This is a genomic window from Serratia oryzae (assembly GCF_001976145.1).
In the GTDB taxonomy this organism is placed as follows: Bacteria; Pseudomonadota; Gammaproteobacteria; order Enterobacterales; family Enterobacteriaceae; genus Chania; species Chania oryzae.
In genome coordinates this window covers 75,097-95,225 of the sequence record NZ_MOXD01000013.1, presented here as the reverse complement: position 1 = coordinate 95,225, position 20,129 = coordinate 75,097, and the positions used below count along the sequence as shown (strand labels likewise).

Annotated in this window: 18 protein-coding genes; 9 read left to right on the top strand and 9 right to left on the bottom strand. The window is 55.1% G+C overall.

Features of this window, described 5'->3' with window-relative positions; translation table 11 throughout:
* Positions 1 to 41: 41 nt before the first annotated feature.
* The 6 genes from BMI79_RS19745 to rpmH all read right to left on the bottom strand — a co-directional run bounded on the left by BMI79_RS19745 (position 42) and on the right by rpmH (position 4,911).
* The gene (locus tag BMI79_RS19745) at positions 42 to 755 is read right to left on the bottom strand and encodes a 4'-phosphopantetheinyl transferase family protein (protein ID WP_076943842.1); all 714 of its coding nucleotides are present in this window, start codon (positions 753 to 755) and stop codon (positions 42 to 44) included.
* Positions 756 to 1,072: 317 nt separating this feature from the next.
* Positions 1,073 to 2,437, bottom strand: a complete 1,365-nt coding sequence (gene mnmE, locus BMI79_RS19740) for a tRNA uridine-5-carboxymethylaminomethyl(34) synthesis GTPase MnmE (RefSeq protein ID WP_076943841.1) — start codon at positions 2,435 to 2,437, stop codon at positions 1,073 to 1,075.
* 94 nt (positions 2,438 to 2,531) lie between these two features.
* Positions 2,532 to 4,169, bottom strand: coding sequence for a membrane protein insertase YidC (yidC, locus tag BMI79_RS19735; protein ID WP_076943839.1), 1,638 nt, complete (start codon positions 4,167 to 4,169; stop codon positions 2,532 to 2,534).
* 2 nt (positions 4,170 to 4,171) lie between these two features.
* A complete protein-coding gene (yidD, locus tag BMI79_RS19730) occupies positions 4,172 to 4,429 on the bottom strand; it encodes a membrane protein insertion efficiency factor YidD (RefSeq protein ID WP_076943838.1) in 258 nt (85 codons plus the stop codon).
* Entirely contained in the window at positions 4,393 to 4,752 is a 360-nt protein-coding gene (gene rnpA / locus BMI79_RS19725) for a ribonuclease P protein component (RefSeq protein ID WP_076943837.1), read from the bottom strand. Before rnpA ends, yidD begins: the two co-directional genes overlap by 37 nt.
* Positions 4,753 to 4,770: 18 nt before the next feature.
* Positions 4,771 to 4,911, bottom strand: a complete 141-nt coding sequence (gene rpmH / locus BMI79_RS19720; protein ID WP_004093983.1) for a 50S ribosomal protein L34 — start codon at positions 4,909 to 4,911, stop codon at positions 4,771 to 4,773.
* A gap of 733 nt (positions 4,912 to 5,644) precedes the next feature.
* On the opposite strand from rpmH, the gene dnaA reads away from it, so the two are divergent.
* The 5 genes from dnaA (at position 5,645) to yidA (ending at position 12,754) form a co-directional block, all read left to right on the top strand.
* Complete coding sequence (dnaA, locus tag BMI79_RS19715) at positions 5,645 to 7,036, top strand: chromosomal replication initiator protein DnaA (protein ID WP_076943836.1); 1,392 nt, start codon at positions 5,645 to 5,647, stop codon at positions 7,034 to 7,036.
* Between the two features lie 5 nt (positions 7,037 to 7,041).
* Complete coding sequence (dnaN, locus tag BMI79_RS19710) at positions 7,042 to 8,142, top strand: DNA polymerase III subunit beta (RefSeq protein WP_076943835.1); 1,101 nt, start codon at positions 7,042 to 7,044, stop codon at positions 8,140 to 8,142.
* Between the two features lie 149 nt (positions 8,143 to 8,291).
* The gene (gene recF, locus BMI79_RS19705; protein ID WP_076943834.1) at positions 8,292 to 9,380 is read left to right on the top strand and encodes a DNA replication/repair protein RecF; all 1,089 of its coding nucleotides are present in this window, start codon (positions 8,292 to 8,294) and stop codon (positions 9,378 to 9,380) included.
* A gap of 18 nt (positions 9,381 to 9,398) precedes the next feature.
* Positions 9,399 to 11,813 carry a DNA topoisomerase (ATP-hydrolyzing) subunit B gene (gene gyrB, locus BMI79_RS19700; protein ID WP_076943832.1) on the top strand — a complete coding sequence of 805 codons (2,415 nt, stop codon included), beginning with the start codon at positions 9,399 to 9,401 and terminating at the stop codon, positions 11,811 to 11,813.
* A 125-nt stretch (positions 11,814 to 11,938) separates the two neighbouring features.
* Positions 11,939 to 12,754, top strand: coding sequence for a sugar-phosphatase (gene yidA, locus BMI79_RS19695; RefSeq protein ID WP_076943831.1), 816 nt, complete (start codon positions 11,939 to 11,941; stop codon positions 12,752 to 12,754).
* Positions 12,755 to 12,831: 77 nt separating this feature from the next.
* Here the strand turns inward: yidA and BMI79_RS19690 are convergent, their stop codons facing one another.
* On the bottom strand, positions 12,832 to 13,803 hold the full coding sequence (locus BMI79_RS19690) for a threonine/serine dehydratase (protein ID WP_076943830.1): 972 nt from the start codon (positions 13,801 to 13,803) through the stop codon (positions 12,832 to 12,834).
* 156 nt (positions 13,804 to 13,959) lie between these two features.
* On the opposite strand from BMI79_RS19690, the gene BMI79_RS19685 reads away from it, so the two are divergent.
* On the top strand, positions 13,960 to 15,240 hold the full coding sequence (locus BMI79_RS19685; RefSeq protein WP_076943828.1) for a YidR family protein: 1,281 nt from the start codon (positions 13,960 to 13,962) through the stop codon (positions 15,238 to 15,240).
* 48 nt (positions 15,241 to 15,288) lie between these two features.
* Here BMI79_RS19685 and BMI79_RS19680 read toward each other — a convergent pair whose 3' ends face one another.
* On the bottom strand, positions 15,289 to 15,627 hold the full coding sequence (locus tag BMI79_RS19680) for a YceK/YidQ family lipoprotein (RefSeq protein ID WP_076943826.1): 339 nt from the start codon (positions 15,625 to 15,627) through the stop codon (positions 15,289 to 15,291).
* Between the two features lie 321 nt (positions 15,628 to 15,948).
* Between BMI79_RS19680 and ibpA the strand changes: the two genes are divergently transcribed.
* From ibpA to BMI79_RS19665, 3 genes are all read left to right on the top strand, one after another.
* On the top strand, positions 15,949 to 16,362 hold the full coding sequence (gene ibpA, locus BMI79_RS19675) for a small heat shock chaperone IbpA (protein ID WP_076943824.1): 414 nt from the start codon (positions 15,949 to 15,951) through the stop codon (positions 16,360 to 16,362).
* A gap of 67 nt (positions 16,363 to 16,429) precedes the next feature.
* Entirely contained in the window at positions 16,430 to 16,858 is a 429-nt protein-coding gene (gene ibpB, locus BMI79_RS19670; protein ID WP_076943822.1) for a small heat shock chaperone IbpB, read from the top strand.
* 292 nt (positions 16,859 to 17,150) lie between these two features.
* Complete coding sequence (locus tag BMI79_RS19665) at positions 17,151 to 18,806, top strand: putative transporter (protein ID WP_076943821.1); 1,656 nt, start codon at positions 17,151 to 17,153, stop codon at positions 18,804 to 18,806.
* Positions 18,807 to 18,843: 37 nt separating this feature from the next.
* Here BMI79_RS19665 and BMI79_RS19660 read toward each other — a convergent pair whose 3' ends face one another.
* Positions 18,844 to 20,097 (bottom strand): valine--pyruvate transaminase, encoded by a 1,254-nt coding sequence (locus BMI79_RS19660; RefSeq protein WP_076943820.1) that lies wholly within the window; start codon positions 20,095 to 20,097, stop codon positions 18,844 to 18,846.
* Positions 20,098 to 20,129: the final 32 nt, after the last annotated feature.

Here is a 20,129-nt window from a genome sequence, read left to right as displayed (position 1 = left end):
ACTTCAGATAGTTAGCCATGAGGGGACGTTAGCGGGCCAGTTTATCGTGCTGTCAGGCTGCTCAGTTTCAGAAAGTGTGGAGAAGGAGATGGGCTACGCGATGAAATTTCAGCGCTTTTCTGCAACCCTCGTTGATCGTCATACTGCCAACAAATCAGACGATCCAACCCCGGTGAGCGTGCGCAGGCCCAGCTCAAGTACTCGCCAGCGTCGCTCATGACCTGCACATTCGGCATCGTATTGGAGCGTAAATGCCCAGAAAAGGGGTGCAGATGCAGCGTTCTTTGCTCATCGTTACCCAACCCGGAAAGTTTCAGCACGCTCTGACGAATGCTCCAGAGCTGAGTTTCAGCCTCTAGCCGATCGTCCTGCGCGTCGATCCAGGCTTGCTCGGCAACGGATTGATATTGCCGTTGCAGATTACGGCCGCGAGCACGCATCACTTCAATATCTAATCCAACTTTGCCTTCAAGGCTCAGCAATGCGCCCACCGTGTTGCCTGCATAAGCAAAACTGAAGTCGGGTAAATGGGGTTCGACAAAGTAGGGCCGCCCGGTGGGCGTGGTGGTTATGGGGGGCAGAACGGGCAGGCGATACAGATAGAACATCATTTCAGCCAGCAGGATCCGGCCTTGCAGGAAACGCCTGCGGCGTTTAATGGAGAAATTTAGCGTTTTTTCAAGCAGATCGCTGGATAGCCGATAAGTGTTCAATGTCTCCGAGGTGGTATCCCATCGGATAAAGTGACAAACCATTATTCACTCCATGATCAAGGCTAAGAACCGGAGTGCTAGATTAAGCATAACGTTAAGTTTTTTCATCAAAAAATAGTATGAGCATTGTCTTATTTATTGGAATTTTAAATGTGTTTCGATAAGCAAAATACCAATGAGATTGACGGCAAAACTGCTTTTGAACCCGAGATGCCCAGAACGCGTAGACCTTGGGACGCTGCGGCGGATTACGCAATAACGACGCTTTCCGGTTCCATGTACTAGCGCTTCGGTTGAGATCTTAACGTGGTGGCCAACGGTTGTTGACCACCTTATTGTTACCGTCCGCAAACCTGACTTTATTTCCCGATACAGAAACTGGAGAAAATACGCCCTAATAGATCGTCGGAGGTGAATTCGCCGGTGATCTCGCTCAGTGCCTGTTGCGCCAAGCGTAATTCTTCGGCCAACAACTCCCCCGCGTAAGCGCTCACTAACTGTTCTTTGCCCTGCACCAGATGCTGGGCGGCCAGTTCTAAGGCTTGCAGATGGCGGCGCCGAGCCAGGAAGCCCCCCTCCATATTGCTGGTAAAGCCCATGCTTTGCTTCAGGTGTTCGCGCAGCAGGTCGATCCCTTCGCCGGTACGTGCTGACAGGCGAATAAGTGAGTGGCCATTCACTTCGCTAATACCCAGCGTTTCGCCCGTGATGTCGGCCTTGTTACGCACCACGGTAATTGGCAGATTGCTGGGCAGGCGGGCCATAAACTCCGGCCAGATTTCGCTGGGCTCGGTTGCGGCTGTGGTGGTCCCATCAACCATAAACAGCACGCGGTCGGCCTGTTCGATCTCATTCCACGCACGCTCGATGCCGATGCGCTCCACTTCATCGCTGGCTTCGCGCAGGCCTGCGGTGTCAATAATGTGCAGCGGCATGCCGTCGATATGAATATGCTCACGCAGCACGTCGCGCGTGGTGCCCGCGATGTCGGTAACGATCGCCGCTTCACGCCCGGCCAGTTCATTGAGCAAGCTCGATTTCCCGGCGTTGGGCCGCCCGGCAATCACCACTTTCATCCCTTCGCGCAGCAGGCTGCCCTGGCGTGCTTCGGTACGCACGTTGTTCAGATCGTCCATCACGCCGTTAAGCTGCGCTTCGATTTTGCCGTCGGAAAGGAAGTCGATCTCTTCATCAGGAAAATCGATTGCCGCTTCTACATAGATGCGCAGGTGAGTCAGTGCTTCCACCAGTTGGTGAATGCGGGTGGAAAACGCACCCTGCAGCGAATTCATGGCCGAACGAGCCGCCTGTTCGGAACTGGCATCGATCAGATCGGCAATCGCTTCAGCCTGCGCCAGATCCAGCTTGTCGTTGAGAAATGCACGTTCAGAGAATTCACCTGGCCGCGCGATGCGCACGCCGGGCAGTGCCAGCACGCGTTTGAGCAGCAGATCGAGGATCACCGGCCCACCGTGGCCCTGCAGTTCCAGCACGTCTTCACCGGTGAAGGAGTTCGGGCCAGGGAACCATAAGGCGATCCCCTGATCGAGCGTTGCGCCAGCGGCATCGCGGAATGGCAGGTAATCAGCGTAGCGTGGCTTTGGCAGTTTGCCGAGCAACGCATGGGCGACATCCTTCGCGTTGCGGCCAGAAATGCGCAGAATGCCGACGCCGCCGCGTCCCGGCGGGGTGGCAAGGGCAGCGATAGTATCGGTGGTGCTCATAACGGGTTATCTCTCTGACAATATGCAAAAAGGCGGTCGAATGACCGCCTTTGAGTTTCGCAGAAGGGGCGCAAACTGCAACCCCTTGGCTACATTAGGACTTCTTCTTTTCGCGGCTGTGCAAGCCACGCTTTTCCAGCCCGCGATAAATAATCTGCTGCTGGAGGATGGTTACCAGGTTACTGACGATATAGTACAGCACCAGACCAGACGGGAACCACAGGAAGAACACGGTGAAAATCACCGGCATGAAGGTCATGATCTTCTGTTGCATCGGATCGGTCACGGTGGTCGGTGACATCTTCTGGATGAAGTACATGGTCACACCCATCAGGATCGGCAGGATATAGTACGGGTCCTGCGCTGACAGATCGTGGATCCACAGAATGAACGGCGCGTGACGCAGTTCCACCGAGCTCATCAGCATGTAGTACAACGCCAGGAAGATTGGCATCTGGATGATCAACGGCAGGCAGCCACCCAGTGGGTTCACTTTCTCTGCTTTGTACAGCGCCATCATTTCTTGGCTCATGCGCTGCTTGTCGTCACCGATACGTTCACGCATCGCCTGCAGTTTTGGCTGCAGCAAGCGCATTTTGGCCATCGAGGTGTACTGCGCTTTGGTCAGCGGGTACATGATGCCGCGCACGATGAAGGTGATGATGATGATCGAGAAGCCCCAGTTACCGATAAAGCCATGGATAAACTTCAGCAGTTTGAACAGCGGCTGGGAAATAAACCACAGCCAGCCGTAATCCACGGTCAGATCGAGATGCGGTGCCAGTTCGGCCATCTTGTCCTGCAGCTCAGGGCCAACCCACAGGGTGGCATTCAGTTGCTGCTGCGCACCCGGTTGCACCACCACCGGGGTCGACTTAAAGCCGATAGCGAACAGGTTGTCGCCAGGTTTAGCAGTATAGAAGGTGTTTTTACCCTGAGTCTGTGGCACCCACGCGGTCGCGAAATACTGCTGCAGCATGGCAACCCAGCCACCCTGCGTGGTGATATCCAGGCTCTCGTCCTTATCGAACGCATACTTCTGGTATTTATTGTCACTGGAAGAGTAAGCCGCACCACGGAAGGTGTGCAGCGCAAAGTTATTGCTGCCGGTATCACGGTGTTTTGGCAACTCAATGCTTTGCTTGAGCTGGCCGAACAGCGTCAGTTCCAGAGGGGCTTCACTTTTGTTGACGATGGTGTAATCAACGCCGACGCCGTAGTGGTTACGCTTAAGAACGAACGTCTTGGTGAACACTGAACCGTCTTTACCGGTAAAGGTCAGCGGAATACGCAGCTCATCCTGGCCATCTGCCAGTGTGAAGGTATCTTGCGTAGCTTCAAACAGGGGACGCTCGCCGTTGGCTGGGTTATCTGGGCCATTTCTGCCCGTCAGGCCGCTTTGTGCCTGGTAGACAAACGCCGGTGTGGTTTCCAGCAACTGGAATGGTGTCGATGAACCCAAAGAGTCCGGGTAGGCCAACAGTTTCGCCTGTTCGATATCACCACCACGGGTGTTGATGGTCAGCGACAGTACGTCAGTAGTAACAGTAATCAGTTTACCCTGACCACTGGCTGGCAAAGCCTGGCTGGCAGCATCACCGGTAGCAGTGTTCGCAGTCTGTTGCGTGGTCTGAGCGGCTGGTTGCGGAGCGTTGTCCGTTTGCCAAGCCTGCCAGATCATGAAAGACACGAACAGCAGAGCGATGAGAAAAAGATTGCGTTGCGAATCCATCGTTAGTGTTCTCTGTTATCGTCGGTTTTCGGCGGCACGGGATCATCGCCACCTGGGTTCAAGGGGTGGCATTTTAATACGCGTTTCAGTGTTAACCAACTGCCTTTTAACATGCCAAACCTGCTTAATGCCTCAATTGCGTAATGAGAGCATGTCGGCTGGAAGCGACAACGGGGCCCAAGCAGCGGACTGATTGCGAGCTGATACGCTCGTACCAGCCCGATCAGGATGCGGGAGCCTGGCGACAGTGGCGACGCCATAATTTTTCCAAAGCTTCCGTCAGCGCGCGGTTATCCAGATCCGCTATCCCTTTCTTCGCCACCACGACAAAATCCATCGCCGGTAACTCGTGCTGGCGTAAACGGAAGCTTTCGCGGGTGAGGCGTTTGATCCGGTTGCGTTCATGCGCGCGTTTGACGTGTTTTTTGGCGACGGTAAGACCGATGCGGGGATGCCCCAGCTGGTTTTGGCGGCCGAGGATGGTGATTTGCGGCGTGCCAGCCCGTTGTGGCTGCTGGAAGACGAAAGTGAAATGAGTGGGAGTTAACAAACGTAACTCCCTGGGAAAAGCGAGCTTAACCACTCAGCGGGTTAGCTTTTATTACTTAGAAACAGTCAGACGAGTACGGCCTTTCGCACGACGGCGGGCCAGAACTTGACGACCATTTTTGGTGGCCATACGAGCACGGAAACCGTGGCTACGGTTGCGCTTCAATACGGACGGTTGGAAAGTGCGTTTCATAGCGATTTCTACCTAAACTTAAATGAATTACTGAGAAGTCAAATGCGTTTGGCTACTCGGCGTGAAGACTACCGACACCTCAATCGCATATAAAGAGGCGGGATTGTAATAATTGTACAGTCCTGAGTCAATTCGCATCACGCATCAACCCTGCATATTTCACGCCGCAGCTTCCTGCACCTTGAGATCTGCTGGGCATAGCCTTACCTGGTTGCTTGCCAAATGCGGAATGAGAAGATCCCGCCTTCAGCCCGTGGTCACCGCAGAATCCTGTCTGGCAAATGACTCACCGTTGAGGAACCAGGTATCACACGTAGGGCGAAGATTATACGGACTCGGGGTGAAATCGCAAGGATCCCGGAGCGATCCTGTGAGTTTAACGCCAGGATCCTGCGTGGATAACTTGCTTATGCCATAAAAGCCGCGTGCTAAAGGATCAGATTCCATCGGCGTTAGGATATAACCGGTTAAAATCTAGCCGCTCATCAGTGGCTGTGGATAAAATGGATCTAATCTGTGATGAAGGGGAGGATCTCTTGCGCGTATTGCGTTATGATCCTTCATTCCGATCGCGATCCCAAATGAGGGATCGTCAGGGACATAAACCGTGAAAGGCGGTTCGCATGCCCCACAGGTTTTCGGCCGATGCCGGGCGTGTGTCAAAAAATCATGAGTTATAAAAAAGTAGCCTGATTCTTTTCTTTTTATTGATCTTGTTCGAGTGGAGTCCGCCGTGTCACTTTCGCTTTGGCAGCAGTGTCTTGCCCGATTGCAGGATGAGTTACCTGCCACAGAATTTAGTATGTGGATACGCCCATTGCAGGCGGAACTGAGTGACAATACCCTGGCGCTGTATGCGCCCAATCGTTTTGTGCTGGATTGGGTTCGCGATAAATACTTAAACAATATCAATGGCCTGTTAAACGATTTCTGCGGCACGGATGCGCCGTTGCTGCGTTTTGAAGTGGGCAGTAAGCCGCTGACACAAACGGTTAATCAAGCCGCTACGGCCAGCGTCAGCAGTGCGCCCGTGGCCCCGGTGGTGCGGGCTGCACCGTCGCGCCCGAGCTGGGACAACGCGGCACCGCCTCCTGAGCTGTCATACCGTTCCAACGTTAACCCCAAGCACACCTTCGATAACTTCGTTGAGGGTAAGTCCAACCAGCTGGCGCGCGCTGCTGCCCGTCAGGTAGCGGATAACCCAGGTGGAGCGTATAACCCGCTGTTCCTTTATGGCGGCACCGGCCTGGGTAAAACCCACTTGTTGCATGCGGTTGGTAACGGCATCATGGCGCGCAAAGCCAATGCCAAAGTGGTTTATATGCACTCGGAGCGCTTTGTGCAGGACATGGTCAAGGCTTTGCAGAACAACGCGATTGAAGAGTTCAAGCGTTACTACCGCTCGGTTGATGCGCTGCTGATCGATGACATCCAGTTTTTTGCCAACAAAGAGCGTTCGCAGGAAGAGTTTTTCCATACCTTCAACGCCCTGCTCGAAGGCAATCAACAGATCATCCTGACCTCGGATCGTTATCCAAAAGAGATCAACGGTGTGGAGGATCGTCTGAAATCCCGCTTCGGCTGGGGTCTGACGGTGGCGATCGAGCCGCCGGAGCTGGAAACCCGCGTGGCGATCCTGATGAAAAAGGCCGACGAGAACGATATCCGTCTGCCGGGCGAAGTGGCGTTTTTTATCGCCAAGCGTCTGCGTTCCAACGTGCGTGAGCTCGAAGGGGCGCTGAACCGGGTGATCGCCAACGCAAATTTTACCGGCCGTGCCATTACCATCGACTTTGTGCGCGAAGCGCTGCGCGATCTGCTGGCACTGCAGGAAAAGCTGGTGACCATCGACAACATTCAGAAGACGGTGGCGGAGTACTATAAAATCAAAATCGCGGACTTGCTGTCCAAACGGCGTTCGCGCTCGGTTGCCCGCCCGCGCCAAATGGCGATGGCATTGGCAAAAGAGCTCACCAACCACAGCCTGCCAGAAATCGGCGATGCGTTTGGTGGCCGCGACCATACCACGGTGTTGCACGCCTGCCGCAAGATTGAGCAGCTGCGTGAGGAAAGTCACGACATCAAAGAAGATTTCTCCAATTTAATCAGAACATTGTCGTCATAGCGCATATGAAATTTATCGTTGAACGTGAGCATCTGCTAAAACCGCTGCAACAGGTGAGCAGCCCACTGGGTGGCCGCCCGACGCTGCCGATTCTGGGTAACCTGCTGTTGCAGGTAACGGAAGGTTCCCTGTTGCTGACAGGCACCGATCTGGAGATGGAGATGGTGGCGCGCGTAGCCCTGTCTCAGCCCCATGAGGCGGGCGCGACCACCGTCCCCGCGCGTAAATTTTTTGATATCTGCCGTGGCCTGCCGGAAGGTGCCGAGATTACCGTGCAGCTTGACGGCGAGCGGATGCTGGTGCGTTCTGGCCGCAGCCGTTTTTCGCTATCTACTCTGCCTGCTGCGGATTTCCCGAACCTGGATGACTGGCAGAGCGAAGTTGAATTCACCCTGCCGCAGGCGACGCTGAAACGCCTGATCGAAGCCACCCAGTTCTCGATGGCGCATCAGGATGTGCGTTACTACCTGAACGGCATGCTGTTCGAAACCGAAGGGGAAGATCTGCGCACCGTAGCGACCGACGGCCACCGCCTGGCGGTGTGTTCAATGCCGATTGGTCAGCCGTTGCCAACCCATTCGGTGATCGTGCCGCGTAAAGGGGTGATGGAGCTGGTGCGCCTGTTGGACGGTGGCGATACGCTGCTGCGGGTGCAGATTGGCAGCAACAACATTCGCGCTCACGTGGGGGATTTTATCTTCACTTCCAAGCTGGTTGATGGCCGTTTCCCGGATTATCGCCGCGTATTGCCAAAGAACCCGGACAAAACGCTGGAAGCGGGCTGCGACCTGCTCAAGCAGGCGTTTGCCCGTGCGGCCATTCTGTCGAACGAGAAGTTCCGCGGTGTGCGTTTATACGTCAGCCAGAACCAGCTCAAGATCACCGCCAACAACCCTGAGCAGGAAGAGGCGGAAGAGATCCTCGATGTCAGCTATGACGGCACCGAGATGGAGATTGGTTTCAACGTCAGCTACGTGCTGGATGTGCTGAATGCGCTCAAGTGTGAAGATGTGCGTCTGTTGCTGACCGATTCGGTCTCCAGCGTGCAGATCGAAGACGGTGCCAGTAAGTCCGCAGCCTATGTCGTCATGCCAATGCGTCTGTAGAAATTATCGGGCTATCCTACTTGCCCGTTTGCGCTTGGGCAGTGCTCGCCATCCTTACGTACTTTGTGTACGCTCCGGTGGCTGTGCCGCACGCAAATGGCCTGCGACGATAACGCCCTGGATTGTGTGATGATTAAGATAACTGCAGCATGGCATTAACGCGCTTACTGATTAAAGATTTCCGTAACATTGAAGCTGCCGATCTGGCACCCGCCTCGGGATTTAACTTCCTAGTGGGGCCCAACGGCAGTGGCAAGACCAGCGTGTTGGAGGCGGTGTATACGCTCGGCCATGGTCGTGCATTTCGCAGCTTGCAGGCCGGGCGGGTGATCCGCCACGATCAGGCGGAATTTGTGCTGCATGGCCGGATCATCGAAGGCACAGAGCGCGAGTTGTCGGTAGGATTAAGCAAGAGCCGTCAGGGTGACAGCAAAGTGCGTATTGATGGCAGCGATGGCCACAAAGTGGCTGAACTGGCCCAGCTATTGCCCATGCAGTTGATCACGCCTGAAGGTTTTACTCTGCTAAACGGCGGGCCGAAATATCGGCGCGCTTTCCTGGACTGGGGTTGTTTTCACAATGAACCTGGTTTTTTCACCGCCTGGAGCAACCTGAAAAGGTTACTGAAGCAGCGCAATGCCGCGCTGCGCCAGGTCAGCCGCTATGCGCAGATTCGCGCCTGGGATCAGGAACTGATCCCGTTGGCCGAACGCATCAGCGAGTGGCGGGCATCCTACAGTGACGCAATTGCCGCGGATATCACCGCGACCTGCGCGCAGTTTTTGCCCGAATTTGCCCTGAGTTTCTCTTTCCAGCGCGGCTGGGATAAAGAGAGCGACTACGGAGAGCTGCTGGAGCGCCAGTTTGAGCGCGACAGAGCGTTAACCTATACCGCGCTGGGGCCGCATAAAGCGGATTTCCGCATTCGTGCCGAAGGCACGCCGGTAGAGGATATGTTATCGCGCGGTCAGCTTAAGCTGCTGATGTGCGCATTGCGCTTGGCGCAGGGTGAGTTTCTCACCCGCCAGAGCGGGCGGCGTTGCCTGTATCTGATTGATGATTTTGCCTCCGAGCTGGACACCGGCCGTCGCCGGTTGCTGGCCGATCGCCTGAAAGCCACCCAGGCTCAGGTTTTTGTCAGCGCCGTCAGCGCTGAACAAGTAACCGACATGATGGGTGAAAAGGGCAAGATGTTCCGCGTGGAACAGGGTAAAATAGAGGTTCAACCACAGGACTAAAATGAGCGAGAAACGTTGATGTCGAATTCTTATGACTCCTCAAGTATCAAGGTATTAAAAGGGCTGGACGCGGTGCGTAAGCGCCCAGGCATGTATATCGGCGATACTGATGACGGCACCGGTCTGCACCATATGGTGTTCGAGGTTGTGGACAACGCTATCGACGAAGCACTCGCTGGCCACTGTAGCGACATTCAGGTGACCATCCACGCCGATAACTCTGTCTCCGTACAGGATGATGGCCGTGGTATCCCCACCGGTATCCACGAAGAGGAAGGGGTGTCTGCGGCGCAGGTCATCATGACCGTGTTGCACGCTGGCGGTAAATTTGACGACAACTCCTATAAAGTTTCCGGCGGCCTGCATGGCGTGGGCGTCTCGGTGGTTAACGCCTTGTCCGAGAAGCTGGAGCTGGTGATCCGTCGTGAAGGCAAGGTGCATGAGCAGACATACAGCCACGGCGAGCCACAGGGCCCGCTGAAAGTCGTTGGTGATACCGAGAAAACCGGCACCTCCGTGCGTTTCTGGCCGAGCTACCAGACCTTTACCAATAACATCGAGTTTGAATACGACATCCTGGCCCGGCGCCTGCGTGAGCTGTCGTTCCTGAACTCTGGCGTTTCTATTCGCCTGAAAGACAAGCGCGACGGCAAAGAAGACCACTTCCATTACGAAGGGGGTATCAGAGCCTTTGTCGAATACCTGAACAAGAACAAAACGCCGATCCACCCAACGGTGTTCTATTTCTCCACCGTGAAAGACGACATCGGTGTAGAAATCGCGTTGCAATGGAACGATGGTTTCCAGGAAAACATCTACTGCTTCACCAACAACATTCCCCAGCGTGACGGGGGGACTCACTTAGCCGGTTTCCGTGCTGCGATGACCCGTACCCTGAACAATTACATGGATAAAGAAGGCTACAGCAAAAAGTCCAAGATCAGCGCAACCGGTGACGATGCGCGTGAAGGCCTGATTGCCGTGGTGTCGGTGAAAGTGCCGGATCCGAAGTTCTCTTCACAGACCAAAGACAAACTGGTGTCTTCCGAAGTGAAAACGGCGGTTGAGTCGCTGATGAACGAGAAGCTGGTGGATTATCTGATGGAAAACCCAGCAGATGCCAAAATCGTGGTCGGTAAGATCATTGATGCAGCCCGTGCCCGTGAAGCGGCGCGTAAAGCGCGTGAGATGACCCGCCGTAAAGGTGCGCTGGATCTGGCCGGCCTGCCGGGCAAGCTGGCGGATTGCCAGGAGCGTGACCCGGCGCTGTCTGAACTGTACCTGGTGGAAGGGGACTCGGCGGGCGGCTCGGCAAAACAGGGGCGTAACCGCAAGAACCAGGCGATTCTGCCGCTGAAGGGTAAAATCCTCAACGTTGAGAAAGCCCGCTTTGACAAGATGCTGTCTTCACAGGAAGTGGCTACGCTTATCACCGCGCTGGGCTGCGGCATTGGCCGTGACGAATACAACCCGGACAAGCTGCGCTATCACAGCATCATCATCATGACCGATGCCGACGTCGACGGCTCGCACATTCGTACGCTGTTGTTGACCTTCTTCTATCGTCAGATGCCGGAAATCATCGAACGTGGCCACGTGTTTATTGCCCAGCCACCGTTGTATAAGGTGAAAAAAGGCAAGCAAGAGCAGTACATTAAAGACGACGAAGCGATGGACCAGTACCAGATCGCCATTGCGCTCGACGGTGCGACGCTGCATACCAATGCGGTTGCCCCGGCTTTGGCCGGTGAACCACTGGAAAAACTGGTGGCTGAACACTATAGCGTGCAGAAGCTGATCGGCCGTATGGAGCGCCGTTACCCGCGCGCGTTGCTGAATAACCTGATCTACCAGCCAACTCTGCACGGTGGCGATCTCGGCGATCGCGCCAAAGTGCAGGCGTGGATCGAGTCACTGGTGAAATTGCTGAACGATAACGAACAGCATGGCAGCAGCTACGACTTCGTGATTAATGAAAACCTCGAACGTCAGATCTTTGAACCGGTGCTGCGTATTCGTACCCACGGCGTGGATACCGATTACGATCTGGACTTCGATTTCATCCACGGTGGTGAATATCGCAAGCTCTGTGCGCTGGGTGAAAAACTGCGTGGCCTGCTCGAGGAAGATGCCTATATCGAACGTGGCGAACGCCGCCAGCCGGTAGACAGCTTCGAACAGGCGCTGGAATGGCTGGTGAAAGAGTCGCGCCGTGGTCTGTCGGTGCAGCGTTATAAAGGTTTGGGTGAAATGAACCCGGAACAGCTGTGGGAAACCACCATGGATCCCGAGCAGCGCCGTATGCTGCGTGTGACCGTGAAAGATGCTATCGCGGCTGACCAACTGTTCACCACCCTGATGGGTGATGCGGTTGAACCACGCCGTGCCTTTATCGAAGAAAACGCCCTGAAAGCGGCGAATATCGATATCTAACGCGTTAATGAGTGATTAAAAATCCGCGCCGGGCAACTCGCGCGGATTTTTTTATGCCGTTTTTAGCCCTGATATGGCAAGCTGAAACGCGTTAGCATAAGGAAAAACCACTGGGAGAGGCTTTAATGGCTATTGAACTGATTGCAATTGATATGGATGGTACTCTGCTTAATCCGCAGCACCAGATTACGCCCGCGGTAAAGCAGGCAATTAGCGCCGCACGCAGCCAAGGAGTGCATGTGGTGTTAGCTACCGGGCGGCCCTATGTGGGCGTGCAAGACTATCTGCGTCAGTTAGATATTCAGGGCAGTGGTGATTTCTGTATTACCTATAACGGTGCCTTGGTGCTACAAGCGGCGGATGGTGCCTGCATTTTGCAGGAAACGCTGGGTTTTGAGGATTATCTCTATTTTGAACAGATGTCGCGGGAGTTTGGTGTTCATTTCCAGGCGTTTGACTTCGATACCCTGTACACACCGAACAGAGATATCGGCAAATACACCGTCCACGAAGCCTCAATGACCGGCATCCCGTTGAAATACCGCAGCGTTGACGAGATGGATCGCGCTATCCGCTTCCCGAAAGTGATGATGATTGATGAACCAGCGTTGCTGGAGCGTGCCATTGCCCGTTTGCCAGCTGAAGCGCTGGAGCGTTACACCATTATGAAAAGTGCGCCTTTCTATCTGGAGATCCTGCACAAGCGGGTGGATAAAGGCGCCGGGGTGAAAATGCTGGCTGATCATCTCGGCATCAAACAGCAAAACGTGATGGCGCTGGGCGATCAGGGCAATGATACTGCGATGATCGCCTATGCCGGGGTTGGCGTGGCGATGGGCAATGCCATTCCTGAACTGAAGGAGATCGCACAGTTTGTGACTACCACCAACACCGAAGACGGCGTAGCGCGCGCGATCGAGAAGTTTGTGCTAGATGTTTAATAGCTAGCCACAGCAACTTGCCGTTAGCGCCCTCTCCCGCTGGGGGAGGGGCTATCATCTCCCACTGAACAGCGCAATTATTGCTGATTCTCAGCGCTAACGGCCTTCAGGTATTTCTCCAGCACGATGTTTTTACCGCACAGCACCACGGCCACTTTTTTCCCCTGAAACTCCGGGGCCAGTTTACAGGCCGCAGCCAAGGCCACACCGGCAGCACCTTCAATGATCCAACGATCGCTGGCGGCAATCATGCGCATCGCCTGCTTGATTTCCTGTTCGCTGACCAGCACTTTGCGGTCGATTACCTGCTGGCACAGCGGGAACGTGATCGCACCCGGCTCAACGCCGCCAGCGGTGCCGTCAGACAGCGTCTCCTGCTCTTCTACCGGGTGGATATATCCGGCTTCCAGCGCGCTGTACATGCTGGTGGCGTTCTCTGGCCAACAGGCAATAACTTGCGTTTTCGGCGACAATTGCTTCATAACGGTGCCAATTCCGGCAATGTACCCGCCACCACCGACGGCGACGAATACTGCATCCAGATCGGGCTGTTGCTCTACCATTTCCATGCCGCAGGTGCCTTGACCTGCCACGACCTGCAGATCGTTGTAAGGGGAAATGTAGGTTTTATGCTGCTCGCGGGCGGCTTGCTCGCCGGCGAGTTCGGCATTTAGTGCATCCCCCGCTATCAGTTCCACCTGGCCCCCGAGGGCGCGAATGGTTTCCAGCTTGATGGCGGCAGCGGTTGCAGGCGCATACACGGTGGCGTTAACCCCCATCAGTTGACTGGCTAGCGCAACCGCCTGGCCATGGTTGCCGGTAGATGCCGCGATGACGCCTTGCTGGCGTTGCTCATCGCTCAACAGGCGCAGTTTGTTACTGGCCCCGCGAAATTTGAACGAACCGGTATGCTGCAGATGATCGCATTTCAGGTACAGTTCACAGCCCAGTTGCTGTGAAAGCAGCACGCTGCGTTCCAAAGGCGTGACGCGAACCTGCGGGCGTAACTGCTGGTGCGCCGAGACAATTTCATCAAACAAGCTATTCATACCGATTCCTTTAAATTTTTCAGGTAGTTGTAAACTCTGCTGCGGCCAAGGTTGAGGATCATGTATTTTTACTCTATCTGTAAACCTTATTTCTGTTTGCTCAGAATTAAAAGCAACACGTTAAATGGCGTATGCCGTATCGCAACAGGAGCCACTATGAGCCACCGGGAACAACAATTGACGTTTGCTCCGCGCAATCATCAGTTAACCAACATTAACGTCTGGACGCCATGCAGCCAGTGGCTGGCCTACGATGTGCGTCCGAACGGCGCCTCTTTCACCGGGTTGACCATTGAGCGCGTGAACGCAGTGAGTGGCGAGATTGAAGTAGTGTATCGGGCACAGCACGGGGCGCATGTGGGCGTGGTCACCGTCAGCCCGGATGCACCAGCTCGCTATGCGTTTATCCATGGGCCAGAACACCCGGATAGCCATTGGCACTATGATTTTCATCATCGCCGCGGCGTGATTGTCTGCGAGCCGGATCGTGAACTGGCAATCACCCTGGATGCGATGGATATTACCGCCCCTTATACGCCCGGAGCTTTGCGCGGCGGCACCCATGTGCATGTGTTCAGCCCAGACGGCAGCCGTCTGAGCTTTACCTATAACGATCATGTGATGCACGAACGCGATCCGGCGTTGGATTTGCGCAACGTTGGCGTCGCGGTGCCGTTGCATGGCGTGAATCCGCCCAAGCAGCACCCGCGCGAGTACGACGGTAGCCACTATTGCGTGCTGGTCAGTTCGACCACGCCCACTCCGCAGCCGGGCAGCGATCAGATCAACCGTGCGTATGAAGAGGGCTGGATTGGGCAGCATGGGTATCTGAAAGCCGACGGCAGCCGCCAGCGCTGGGCATTGGCGTTTATTGGCGACACGCTTTCCGCGCAGGGGGAAAAACTGCCCGAAGTGTTTGTGGTCGATCTGCCTGAAAACGATGCCGACTACGCCAAAGCCGGTCGCTTGCCGCTGCAAGGCACCGACAGCACATTGCCTGCGCCACCGCTCGGAGTGCAGCAGCGGCGGCTGACGTTTACCGGCCAACGTCGCTATCCTGGGGTAGCGACAACGCCGCGCCACTGGCTGCGCAGTTCCCCAGACGGCAGTGCCATCGCCTTTTTGATGCGCGACGATCGCGGTGTGGTGCAACTGTGGACCATTTCGCCCAACGGCGGTCAGCCACGCCAGGTGACGGAAGGGGTGCACAGTATCCAGTCGGCGTTCAGTTGGCACCCGCAAGGGGGGGCGATTGCGTTGGCATGCGATAACAGCCTGATGCTGTGCGACGTGAGCAGCGGTAAAATGCAGCGCTTGACGCCACGCACGCCGCAACCGCCGCTAGGGGATGCCGTGGTGTTTTCACCCGACGGCAAGCGGGTGGCATTTATGCGCGAGGTGGAAGGGTTCAGCCAGATTTTTACTGTGACAGTCTAGAGGTAGGTAGAGACGAAGCGGTGCGGGCCAAGGCGGGCCCACACCCGGCTAGGGTTTACTCATTCCTTGATCAGGATTGCCGCTGGTGGCCTGATTTTGCTCTTCAGCCTGTTGGACCCGCGCCTTGGGTGACTTTGCTTTTTTATCGCTGTCTGAACGCAGGTAGTCGTAGGGTAATAGTAGGGTATCCATGGCTGCCGATAAGGGCAGGTCGATCGCCAGTAGCGGTATCATCGCCCAACTGGTGTCATCTTTTTTCATCATATCGACGTTGGCGCGCGTGCCGGCATAATATCCTTGATCGGCACCGGTGTGGCTCATCACGCTGGAGCAGCCGCAGGTAGTCAACAACATGCAACTGGTCGCTATCACTTTCAGAGGTTTCATTAATCCATCCAGAAGGGTATGGTTTCCCTTAAATTTGCTTCATCCATCAAAGCTACAGCATTGTTAGCTGCACAAGCGTCCTGATTTACCAGCTTATCACTTGGCGGCAACCTATAGTGTATGTGATAAACCCTCCGTCGTCGTTTCTGATGAACAATTTTTTGATCGTTGACGGTTGAAATGAAGAAAACCAACCCCATTTTCTTATCGAGGCCAAATTAAGAACTTGCCGTCAGGGAGTTTGGGCCAGAAACAAAATTGAGTCTGTCCATGGTGGAGGACTTATTAATAACCTCGCTGAAGTGCCTTAGGAGGCTGTTTATGCGCAATTTCGATCTTTCCCCGCTATACCGTTCTGCGATTGGTTTCGATCGCCTGTTCAACGCGCTTGAGGCGAATCAAAGCCAGGGCAACGGTGGCTACCCTCCCTATAATGTTGAATTGGTAGATGAAAATCATTATCGCATTGCGATCGCGGTAGCCGGGTTTGCCGAGCAGGAACTGGAGATTACTACGCACGACAACCTGCTGATTGTCCGTGGGGCTCACAATAATGAGCCTGCGGAGAGAACCTATTTATACCAGGGCATTGCCGAGCGTAATTTTGAGCGCAAATTCCAACTGGCCGAGCATATCCAAATTAAAGGCGCCAAATTGGAAAACGGTTTGCTGTATATCGAGATGCAACGCATCGTGCCGGAAACATTAAAACCGCGCCGGATCGAAATTAAATAACCTTTATATTTGCTCGCCGTTAGGGAGCAAAGCAATATCATCTCGCTTCTTGGAAGGAGTTAATACCATGCGTAATTACGATTTATCCCCGCTTCTGCGTCAATGGATCGGTTTTGACAAACTCGCCAGCTCAATGGGCGGCCAGGAACCACAGGGGTTCCCGCCTTACAATATTGAGAAAAGCGACGACAACCACTATCGCATTTCTCTGGCACTGGCCGGGTTCAAACAGAGCGAACTGGATATTGAAGTAGAAGGCCCGCGCCTCACCGTGCGCGGCAACCCGACACCACCGGAAAAACAGGTGGAATACCTGCATCAGGGCTTGGTGTTTAAAGAGTTCACCCTGACCTTTACCTTGGCAGAACACCTGCAGGTTGCCGAAGCCAAATTTGAAAATGGCCTGCTGCACATCGATCTGGTGCGGCATGTGCCAGAAGCCTTGCAGCCACAACGTATCAGCATCGGCAGTACGCCGGGGTTAGAAGCAAAATAACCGGCTGAAAAAAAAGAAAAACTCACGGGGGAAGTCCATTCGGGCTTCCCCCGTTGCATTCTGTGGCACAACCCACATTCCCCCCCTTCACCTTATGTCAGAATCCTTATTAATTGCAGGTATTTATGCCCTATGAATTTCAAGTCGCAGCTAGGCAACAAGCTTACTTATCCCCTGGAGCTTACTGAGGTAAGTGACAGGGGTGAGTAAGCGCAGGTAACAACGCTGCAGCTTGAAATGCGACGGGGATAACCGCATACCGATTGTTAAACTTGTGGTAAGGATGTGACCTATGAGTGATATTGCCCTGACCGTCAGCATGTTGGCGTTGGTGGCTATTCTCGGATTGTGGATCGGAAACTGGAAAGTGTACGGCGTCGGGTTGGGGATTGGTGGGGTGCTGTTCGGCGGTATTATCGTCGGGCATTTCGCTCAGACTTATCAAGTCAGCCTTAACGGCGACATGCTGCACTTTATTCAGGAATTCGGCCTGATCCTGTTTGTTTACACCATCGGTATTCAGGTTGGCCCTGGTTTCTTCTCGTCCCTGCGCGTTTCCGGCTTGCGGCTGAATGGTTTTGCCATTTTGCTGGTGCTGGTGGGCGGCGTGGTGGCCGCGATTGTGCACAAGCTGTTTGCCGTGCCGCTGCCGATCATTCTCGGCGTGTTCTCCGGTGCGGTCACCAACACTCCGGCGTTGGGGGCCGGGCAGCAAATCCTCACCGATCTGGGTTCCGATCCGGATTTGGTTAATCGCATGGGGATGGGGTATGCGATGGCCTATCCGTTCGGTATCTGCGGCATTCTGTTGGTAATGTGGCTGATCCGCCTGTTCTTTCGCATCAATATCGATAAGGAAGCGCGGGAGTTTGAAAGTAGCCTGGGCAATAGCGAACTGCTGCAGACCATGAACGTGGCGGTGCGCAACCCTAACCTGCATGGCATGGCGATCAAAAACGTACCGCTGCTCAACGGTGACGACATTATCTGCTCGCGCCTCAAACGCGGTGACTTGCTGATGGTGCCTGCCCCGCAAGAGAAGCTGGAGTTAGGGGATTACCTGCACCTGGTAGGCAAGCGTGAGCAGTTGGAAAATGCCCGTTTGGTGATTGGTGAGGAGGTGGATGTTTCACTCTCCACGCAGGGAACGGCGCTGCAGGTGGTGCGTGCGGTGGTCACCAACGAAAAGGTGCTGGGCAAAAAAATCCGCGATCTGAATCTGAAACAGAAATACGACGTGGTGATTTCGCGCCTCAATCGTTCTGGGGTTGAACTGGTGGCAGGCAGCAATGTCACGCTGCAGTTCGGCGATATTCTCAACCTGGTCGGGCGGCCAGAGGCGATCGAAGCCGTGGCGGCGATCGTCGGTAACGCCAAGCAGAAGCTGCAACAGGTGCAGATGCTGCCGGTGTTTATCGGTATCGGCCTGGGGGTGCTGTTGGGCTCGATTCCGCTGTTTATTCCCGGTTTCCCGGCGGCGTTGCGCCTGGGGCTGGCCGGTGGCCCGCTGGTGGTGGCGCTGATCCTCGGGCGTATCGGCAGCATCGGCAAGCTGTACTGGTTTATGCCGCCGAGTGCCAACCTGGCGCTGCGTGAGTTGGGGATCGTGCTGTTTTTGGCAGTGGTTGGCCTGAAGTCGGGCGGTAATTTTATCGAAACCCTGCTGCACGGTGAAGGGATGGCCTGGGTGGGATACGGTGTGCTGATCACCTCTATTCCGCTGATCACCGTGGGGGTTTTGGCCCGGGTGGTGGGCAAGATGAACTACCTGACGCTCTCCGGCATGCTGGCCGGTTCGATGACCGATCCTCCTGCGCTGGCCTTTGCCAACGGCCTGCATCCAACCTGTGGGGCTGCTGCGCTGTCTTACGCCACGGTGTATCCGCTGGCGATGTTCCTGCGCATCATGTCACCGCAGCTGTTGGCGGTGCTGTTCTGGACGATGTAGTGAGATCGGGGGCTCTGCTGGCAGAGCCCCCGCTGACTTAACCCGCTTCCTGATGCGCCCGCTCGATCTCTTCCGCCAAGATTTTCACACCACGCTCAATCTGCTGCGGATCCGGCACATAGTTCATGCGCATACACTGGTGGGTATGCGGCCAATCATGTTCCAAACCTGGGAAAAAGTAGTGGCCCGGCACCATCAGCACGCCGCGTTTTTTCAGGCGTTGGTACAGCAGTTCGGTACTGATCGGCAGATCTTTGAACCAGAGCCAGAGGAAAATCGCCCCTTCCGGCTTGTGGATCAGGCAACGCTCCGGCGACAGATAACGGCGCAAAATGCCAATGGTCTGTTCGACGCGTTGCTTGTAGAACGGGCGGATCACCTCATTGGACAAACGCAGCAGATCGCCGCGCTCAATCATCTCCGTTGCCACCGCTGGGCCGATGCTACCCGGTGACAGGCTGATAATGCCGTTCATATTGGTGAGCGCGGTGATGATTTTCTCATCGGCAATCACGATGCCGCAGCGTGAACCCGGCAGGCCAAGTTTGGACAGGCTCATGCACAGAATGATATTCGGGTTCCACAGCGGCGTGGCTTCGCTGAAGATGATGCCGGGGAACGGCACACCGTAGGCGTTGTCGATCACCAGCGGGATATCCCGCTGCTGCGCCAGCAGATCGAGTTTCATCAGCTCTTCGTCGGTGATCACGTTGCCGGTCGGGTTGGTCGGGCGTGAAACGCAGATCATACCGATGTCGTCGCCGATGTTCAGGTGTTCAAAATCGACGTGATATTTGAACTGGCCGTCTGGCAGCAGCTCGATGTTCGGTTTGGCAGAGACAAATAGCCCGTCGTCCAGCCCGGAATCGGCATAGCCGATGTACTCCGGCGCCAGTGGGAACAGCACGCGTCGGTGGCTGCCGTCGGCATAGCGGCCAGCGAACAGGTTGAACAAGTAGAAAAACGCGCTTTGGCTGCCGTTGGTCAGTGCAATATTCTGTGGTTCGATCTGCCAGCCCAGCTCTTCCTGTAACAACGTGGCCAGCGCTTTCAGCAGGGTGTCTTTACCCTGTGGGCCATCGTAGTTGCACAGTGCTTCGGTGAGTTTGCCCTGATCGAGCATCTCTTGGCACAGTTGCTTGAAGTAGCTTTCCATCTCTGGGATATGCGCCGGGTTACCGCCGCCGAGCATGATAGCGCCAGGAGTGCGCAGGCCATCGTTCATATCGTCCATTAAACGGGTGATGCCCGCGTAACGGGTAAACTTGTCGCCGAAAAGTGAAAAAGTCATATACCATTCATACTTGAAGCCGCAGGGGTGTT

Coding starts and splice junctions, on each gene's coding strand:
- yidD (WP_076943838.1), bottom strand. CDS start 4,429: ATGGCGTCGCCACTGTCGCCAGGCTCCCGCATCCTGATCGGGCTGGTA.
- BMI79_RS19665 (WP_076943821.1), top strand. CDS start 17,151: ATGAGTGATATTGCCCTGACCGTCAGCATGTTGGCGTTGGTGGCTATT.
- ibpB (WP_076943822.1), top strand. CDS start 16,430: ATGCGTAATTACGATTTATCCCCGCTTCTGCGTCAATGGATCGGTTTT.
- rpmH (WP_004093983.1), bottom strand. CDS start 4,911: ATGAAACGCACTTTCCAACCGTCCGTATTGAAGCGCAACCGTAGCCAC.
- mnmE (WP_076943841.1), bottom strand. CDS start 2,437: ATGAGCACCACCGATACTATCGCTGCCCTTGCCACCCCGCCGGGACGC.
- BMI79_RS19690 (WP_076943830.1), bottom strand. CDS start 13,803: ATGAATAGCTTGTTTGATGAAATTGTCTCGGCGCACCAGCAGTTACGC.
- ibpA (WP_076943824.1), top strand. CDS start 15,949: ATGCGCAATTTCGATCTTTCCCCGCTATACCGTTCTGCGATTGGTTTC.
- yidA (WP_076943831.1), top strand. CDS start 11,939: ATGGCTATTGAACTGATTGCAATTGATATGGATGGTACTCTGCTTAAT.
- recF (WP_076943834.1), top strand. CDS start 8,292: ATGGCATTAACGCGCTTACTGATTAAAGATTTCCGTAACATTGAAGCT.
- yidC (WP_076943839.1), bottom strand. CDS start 4,169: ATGGATTCGCAACGCAATCTTTTTCTCATCGCTCTGCTGTTCGTGTCT.
- gyrB (WP_076943832.1), top strand. CDS start 9,399: ATGTCGAATTCTTATGACTCCTCAAGTATCAAGGTATTAAAAGGGCTG.
- BMI79_RS19745 (WP_076943842.1), bottom strand. CDS start 755: ATGGTTTGTCACTTTATCCGATGGGATACCACCTCGGAGACATTGAAC.
- BMI79_RS19685 (WP_076943828.1), top strand. CDS start 13,960: ATGAGCCACCGGGAACAACAATTGACGTTTGCTCCGCGCAATCATCAG.
- dnaN (WP_076943835.1), top strand. CDS start 7,042: ATGAAATTTATCGTTGAACGTGAGCATCTGCTAAAACCGCTGCAACAG.
- BMI79_RS19660 (WP_076943820.1), bottom strand. CDS start 20,097: ATGACTTTTTCACTTTTCGGCGACAAGTTTACCCGTTACGCGGGCATC.
- BMI79_RS19680 (WP_076943826.1), bottom strand. CDS start 15,627: ATGAAACCTCTGAAAGTGATAGCGACCAGTTGCATGTTGTTGACTACC.